The organism is Clostridium sp. UBA4548, assembly GCF_002387895.1.
GTDB lineage: Bacteria > Bacillota > Clostridia > Clostridiales > Clostridiaceae > Clostridium_J.
In genome coordinates this window covers 1-7342 of the sequence record NZ_DGLI01000002.1, presented here as the reverse complement: position 1 = coordinate 7342, position 7342 = coordinate 1, and the positions used below count along the sequence as shown (strand labels likewise).

5 protein-coding genes, 1 tRNA gene and 1 riboswitch are annotated in these 7342 nt (G+C 31.5%); all 6 genes read left to right on the top strand.

What is annotated here, in order from left to right; genetic code table 11:
* The first annotated feature begins 23 nt into the window (after positions 1–23).
* The 6 genes from B3040_RS01230 (at position 24) to hpf (ending at position 7277) form a co-directional block, all read left to right on the top strand.
* Positions 24–108, top strand: a tRNA-Tyr gene (locus B3040_RS01230).
* Between the two features lie 232 nt (positions 109–340).
* Positions 341–440: riboswitch (SAM riboswitch) on the top strand.
* Between the two features lie 163 nt (positions 441–603).
* Positions 604–1779 carry a methionine adenosyltransferase gene (gene metK, locus B3040_RS01225; protein ID WP_291569441.1) on the top strand — a complete coding sequence of 392 codons (1176 nt, stop codon included), beginning with the start codon at positions 604–606 and terminating at the stop codon, positions 1777–1779.
* Positions 1780–2210: 431 nt separating this feature from the next.
* Positions 2211–4424: an ATP-dependent RecD-like DNA helicase gene (locus tag B3040_RS01220; RefSeq protein WP_291569440.1), complete on the top strand. Its 2214-nt coding sequence runs from the start codon at positions 2211–2213 to the stop codon at positions 4422–4424.
* A gap of 15 nt (positions 4425–4439) precedes the next feature.
* Positions 4440–5462 (top strand): hypothetical protein, encoded by a 1023-nt coding sequence (locus B3040_RS01215; protein WP_291569439.1) that lies wholly within the window; start codon positions 4440–4442, stop codon positions 5460–5462.
* A 20-nt stretch (positions 5463–5482) separates the two neighbouring features.
* Positions 5483–6115, top strand: a complete 633-nt coding sequence (locus tag B3040_RS01210) for a ComF family protein (RefSeq protein ID WP_291569438.1) — start codon at positions 5483–5485, stop codon at positions 6113–6115.
* Between the two features lie 631 nt (positions 6116–6746).
* Complete coding sequence (gene hpf / locus B3040_RS01205) at positions 6747–7277, top strand: ribosome hibernation-promoting factor, HPF/YfiA family (protein WP_291569437.1); 531 nt, start codon at positions 6747–6749, stop codon at positions 7275–7277.
* Positions 7278–7342: the final 65 nt, after the last annotated feature.

Here is a 7342-nt window from a genome sequence, read left to right as displayed (position 1 = left end):
TTCCTATTGCCAGCTCCAAATATGGAGGAGTTCCCGAGTGGCCAAAGGGGGCAGACTGTAAATCTGTTACGTTTCGTTTCGATGGTTCGAATCCGTCCTCCTCCACCAAAACACCTACTTATTAGGTGTTTTTTTATTGTCTATGAATTTTAAATTTATTTCTTTTAAAATCACCTAAGAGCTCTAAGACAACTGGGTCTGTATAAAGAACCTATATGTTGTAATTTTAGGATTAAGTATCCTTGTAGTGAATAAACCTGAAGGTATTTAATAGCGAACATATTGACATAGGAAAATTAATATGTTAGTCTAGACTAGAAAATAAAAAACTTAATAATAACTCTTATCCAGAGAGGTGGAGGGACAGGGCCCGATGAAACCCGGCAACCAGTGCAAGCACAATGGTGCCAATTCCTGCAGTAAAGTCTGCAAGATAAGAGAGAGTGGAAATATCAACCTCTTCTTATCTTAGAAGAGGTTTTTTATTCTTTGTAATTAGAAATATAAGGAAATTTCCTTATTATATTTAAAGCTTAAGAGGCATCTAAAAGAAAATAACTACTATTTTACAGATGACCTGGCAGAAGAGAGAGGAGATAGAAAATGAGAAGATTATTTACATCAGAATCAGTTACAGAAGGACATCCAGATAAGATTTGCGATCAAATTTCCGATGGAGTATTAGATGCAATATTAGAGCAAGACCCAACAGCAAGAGTTGCTTGCGAAACAGCAGTAACAACAGGTATGGTTTTAGTAATGGGAGAAATTACTACAAACTGTTATGTTGACGTTCCAAAGGTTGTAAGACAAACCATAGCAGAGATTGGATATACAAGAGCTAAGTATGGTTTTGATGCTGATACTTGTTCTGTTTTAACATCTATAGATGAACAGTCAAGTGATATAGCAATGGGAGTTAATGAAGCTTTAGAATCAAAAAAAGGTGAAATTGATAGGGATGAAGCTATAGGAGCAGGAGACCAAGGTATGATGTTTGGTTTCGCTACAAATGAAACTGAAGAGTATATGCCATTACCAATAGCTATGGCTCACAAATTATCTAGAAGATTAACTGAAGTTAGAAAAAATGGTACTTTAACATACTTAAGACCAGATGGAAAAACTCAAGTTACTGTAGAATATGAAGATAATAAACCTGTAAGAATTGATACAATAGTTATTTCAACTCAACATGGACCAGAAGTTGAACGTGATCAAATAGAAAAAGATTTAATGGAACATGTGGTAAAAGCAATAGTTCCAGCTGAATTACTAGATGAAAACACTAAATACTACATAAATCCAACAGGAAGATTCGTTATTGGAGGACCACAAGGGGACTCAGGATTAACTGGAAGAAAAATTATTGTAGATACTTATGGTGGATATGGAAGACACGGTGGTGGTGCATTCTCAGGAAAAGATCCAACTAAAGTTGATAGATCTGCTGCTTATGCTTCAAGATGGGTTGCTAAAAACTTAGTTGCTGCTGGTGTTGCTGATAAGCTAGAAATTGAATTAGCTTATGCTATAGGAGTTGCAAAACCAGTGTCAATTGAAGTTGAGACTTTTGGAACAGGTAAGATTTCAGATGACAAAATTGTTGAATTAATTGAGAAAGTATTTGATTTAAGACCATCTGCTATAATCAGAAACTTAGATTTAAGAAGACCAATCTATAAGCAAACTGCAGCTTATGGACACTTTGGAAGACTTGACCTTGATTTACCATGGGAGAAGTTAAATAAAGTAGAAGAAATAAAAAAATATTTATAGTTTATAGCCCACTTTAAAAACAAGCGGCCTAAAGCTAGTTATATCTAATTTAAGAGGTGTAACATAAGCTTTAGGCTTTTTTATTTTATACACAAGGTAAAATGTAGCTATTATATTATAAAGTTGTAATTATGAGGGATTATGTAAAATAGGGAGTAATTATTATGGAGAATAGTTTGTAACAGAGTAATATTGTTTAAAATATACTATATAGTTAGCACTTTACTTCAAGCTTTAAGCAATATTAGCCAGAATATTAATGTAATGCTCTAGTAAGATCCTTATGTTATAATAAAATGTATATAAGTAAAACCTTTGTAAAGTGTAAAAATAATATAAAGGAACTTATATAAAAGCGCATTAAGAATAGAAAGCTTGTAACGTAGAAAGTTTTTAATGCACTTTATATATAAAATTTTAGGAGAGATATTATGCCAACAGTTCAAGGTGTAATTAGTAATATAGTTTTTAAAAACGACGATAATGGATATACAATAGCTAGAATAAGTTCAGGTACTAATACATTTACTATAGTGGGAACCATACCTTATGTAGTTGAAGGAAATGAATATAGCATTTCAGGGGAGTGGGTTACTCATGCTAAATTTGGACAGCAGCTAAAGGTGGATGTAATAGAAGAAATTCTCCCAACTACAAAATCAGGAATAGAGAAGTATTTGGGAAGTGGAATTATAACAGGAATTGGGCCTATTACAGCAAAGAAAATCGTAGACTTTTTTGGGGAAAATACTTTAGAAGTTTTAGATAATAATATAGAGAGATTAAATGAAATTAAAGGTATTGGAACTAAAAAAATTGAACTTATAGTGAAGTCCTATTCTAGTCAAAGAGAAGTTCGGGGAATCATAATGTTTTTCCAAGGCTTTGGAATATCTCCAAATGGAGCTATGAAGATATATAAACGATTTGGTGGTAATTCCATAGGTATAGTAAAGGACAATCCTTATATATTAACGGAAACAGTTGCAGGTATAGGATTTAAAGCCGCAGATAAGATTGCCAGACACTTAGGAATAGATAAGGATTCGCCATTTAGAATTAAAAGTGGAATTAACTATATAATTAATGAGTTTTGTTCTATAGGAAATACCTTTATGCCTATGGATAAGCTGATTTTAAAAGGAAAAGAAATCCTAGAGGTAGAGGAAGAAGCTTTAAATAATTGTATTTACGAAGCTGTAGTAGAAGGAAAACTAAAAGTAGAGGATATAGAAGAAACAAAAGGTGTTTTTACTATACCTTACTTATATGCTGAGTTAGGTGTTACAAAGCAAATTATAACCCTGGCTACTTCTCACTACGAGGAAGTAGATATTAACGTAGATGAAGAAATTAAAACCTTTGAGGAAAAAAATAATATAACCTTAGCAGAATCTCAAAAAGAAGCCATTAAGGGTGCTATGAATAATGGGGTAGAAGTTATTACTGGAGGCCCTGGTACAGGTAAAACTACCATTATAAATTGCATTGTAGATATATTTGAAAGGGCACTAAAAAAAGTTTATATGGCTGCTCCTACAGGACGTGCAGCTAAAAGAATGAGTGAAGCCACTGGAAGAGAAGCTAAAACTATACACAGGCTACTGGAGCTAGGGGCGGGAGAGGAAGAAGCAGTTCAGCTTTATAAAAGTGAAGAATCCCCGCTAGAATGTGATGTGCTTATTGTAGATGAGGCTTCAATGATTGATATAAACCTTATGAATAATCTTTTAAGTGCTATCACTTTAGGTACTAGATTGATAATTGTTGGGGATGTTGACCAGCTTCCATCTGTTGGGCCAGGAAATGTGCTAAGGGACATCATAGAAAGTGATGCAGTAAAGGTTGTAAGACTAAATGAAATATTTAGGCAGGGAAGAGAAAGTATGATTGTAGTAAATGCCCACCTTATAAATGAAGGTAAAATGCCTATGTTGAACAAAAAGAACGGTGATTTTTATTTTATAGAATCACCTGAAGGAGAAATTATTTTAAAAGAAATTATTTCTCTCATAAATAATAGACTACCTAAGTTTAATAACAAATGGAACAAGATGGAGCACATTCAAATTTTATCTCCAATGAAAAAAGGCGTTGTAGGAGTTGACAATTTAAATAAAGAGCTTCAAGGTATACTAAATCCTAAATTAAAGAATAAACCTGAAAAAGAATATAGAGATATTATTTTTAGAGTGGGAGATAAGGTTATGCAAACTAAAAATAATTATAATATTAAGTGGAGTAAGCATACAACCCATTGCGAAGAAGAAGGAATTGGAATCTTTAATGGAGACATAGGGTATATTATTGATATAAATGAAGAAGATGACAAGGTAATTGTGAACTTTGAGGATGATAAAATCGTAGAATATGATGATACCTATTTGGAAGAACTTACACTATCCTATGCTATTACAATACATAAGAGTCAAGGGAGTGAATTTCCTGTGATTATTATGCCTATGTTTATGGGACCACCTTTGCTTATGAACAGAAACTTACTTTATACGGGTATTACTAGAGCTAAACAGCTAGTTGTTCTAGTAGGAAGCTCTAAAGCAATTCAGTTTATGAAAGATAATGATAGAAGTTTTGAGAGATATTCGGGACTTAAGTGGAGAATAAAGCAAATATTTGAGGTTTAATCAAGGGGAGATTTTATGTTGATTCCGAAAGAGAGCAAAGAAATTACTACTAAAGAAAATATAGATGAGAAGCTGATAAGTCATTTTAAATCAAAAATTAGCAGTATCAATGTAGTTTCATTTTTTTATAATACACCAGAAATATTTAAAAAGATTATTTTTTATGCTTTGTCGCAAAACAAGACTGTACTTTATATTACAAATGAGAGTGAAAATCATGTTTTTTTGGCAAGTACTCTTAAAAGTCAAGGAATTAAATGCAATTACTTAGGATACAAGTTACAACAGATACTAAAACAGGGATTAAATATTATCAATCATAATCAAGCACTATATTTAGAGGAAAAGTTTGACCTTGTAATTTATGATGATATTAACTCTATGCCCATGCATGATAAGGAATCTATAAGAAAATTGTTAGAGAGCTGTTGTAAGGGATATGGTACTATGATCGGCTACTCTATTGAACCTATTTTTTATAATGAAGTTACATTGTTTCAATGTCCGAATAATAATGGCAAACCTTTAGTGGAACCTAGAATCATAAATACTAGAGTGAATGTTAATGATGACTTACCACAGGTGGTTTACGATTATTTAAATTGGTCTATAATTTCAGATAAGAAGGTAGTGATTTATGTTCCTGATAATGAAAAGGTAGAAAATATATATAATTATTTAATTAGGTTTAGGAATAAGTTAACTAAAAATATCTTCAGCTATAAATCGGATGAAAAGCACAATAGGAGTATGTTGAAGTTTTTGGCTAAAGCTAAGGGAATTATGATTACAAATAGTTTTGATAATGGTGATGTGGATTTAACAGGAATTAATGTAATGGTTTTTTTTGCAGAACATAAAATATTTGACTATAAAAGATTAGTTTATTTATCTAGCAGAGCTAGTAGAAGTAGATCCTTAGACAGGGGAGAAGTAATTTTTTTATCAAATGAATTAAGTGAAGACATGGATAATGCTAAAGAAATTTTGAGGGAGTTAAATAAAAAGGCATGGGAAGCAGGCTTTTTAAGGCTTTAAAGTATGTTTTAAATTGTATCATGAATATAATTTTTTGCGGAATGGAAAATTGTATATTATGCAATTCAACAAGTAGTGAAAGTTTGTTGTGCACAAAGTGCAAGCAACTAGTAAAAATTAATTACTCAGACTATTATCTAAAGGATGGAAAAGAAGAGTTTAAATGCTATTCCTTAGGATTTTATTCTTACTCAATTAAAAAGCTAATTTTAGCACTAAAATATGAAAGAAATTTTTATGCTGCTAAAGTAATGGGGGAATATATTACTGAGTTTATTAAGAGCAGACTAGAAGAGGAAGTTGATGAAATAACTTTTGTTCCCAGTAGTAAAGAAACTATAAGGACTAGAGGCTTTAATCAATGTGAGGTTATTTGTAGTCAGGTTAGTAGTGAAACCAATATACCTTGTAAAGCCTTGCTTAAAAAAATAAAGACTACAAAGGATCAAATAGGATTAAGTACTGCCGAAAGGTGGAATAACATTAAAGATAGTTTTACCTGTATAAATCCAGAATATATAAAAGACAAAAACATTTTGCTTATTGATGATGTGGTAACTACTGGTGCTACAGCCTTTTATTGTGCTAGTGTGTTAAAGAAATTTGGAGCAAAAGAAGTTTATGTATTGACTGTTGCTAAAAGTAGAGTATAATATAAAAAGTGAGTCGGGTTTGTGGTTGAAAGTCGATGCCAGTCGCAGGCGAAACGATCCACGTAAGTTAAACAAAGTTTTAACGAGCATGGTGCGGCTTAGAAGTAAGTCCTGCCGCTTTCGGGCGAGAGGGTTAGTAGTGAGAAGTTAAATCTGGGTAGCAAAAGCTCCAGCAGGCGAGTGTGGGGTCAAAGACCAGGTCAACCGACTAGAAGACACTTTGAGAAATCAAGGTGTTTTTTTATTTCAATAAAATTAAAAAACATAGCTTATATATATTTTACTTAAATTTCATTTTAGAAATTTAAGCAGTTGATATATTACCTACTAAAAGGTTCTATAATAGCCCGTGTATTTAAATTATAGCATAAGTTTAATAAAATTTCATATAGTATAGTTGCAAGCTATAAGGATTATAAAGGAGAAAGAAATAGGTATTAATGAATAATGAGTATTATTTTTAGAAAATTGGCACAAATACTATTTGAAAACAAATGGAATTAATACTAAAATATAATCATCAAATATATAAATAATCTACAGAGAAAAATAATAAAATATTAAAGAAAACATATACTTAACAAGAGGATTGTTTAAAAAGTCCTTGTTAACTTTGAAAGGGGCTGTAATTATGAAAATTAGAACTGTAGGAAAGAATATAGAACTAACAAATGCACTAAAATCTATAGTAGAGAAAAAGCTATCAAAGCTAGAAAAGTATTTTGGAGAGAATGTTAGTGCTACAGCAACATTAAGTGTAGAAAGAAATTTTCACAAAATAGAGGTTTTAATTCCTTTCAATAATGTTATGCTAAGAGCAGAAGAAAAGAATAGTGATATGTATAGTGCTATAGACTTAGTTATAGATAAATTAGAAGGACAAATTAGAAAACAAAAAACTAAACTTCAAAGAAGAAATTATGAAGATTCCTTAAGATTCCAAAATATATCTTCCTATGAAAATGACTCAGCTGATGAAGAACCAAAGATTGTTAAAACTAAGAGATTTGCTATGAAGCCTATGTCAGAAGAAGAAGCGGTACTTCAAATGGAGCTTCTAGGTCATGACTTTTATGTATACAAGAATTCACACACTAATCAAGTAAATGTTTTATATAAAAGAAATGATGGTGACTACGGATTAATTGAGCAAGAGTTCTAATTTATATAATTTAGCTATAGAAAAGCTTTAAATTTAAAATTAATGGGGCTGTCGCACTAAATAAT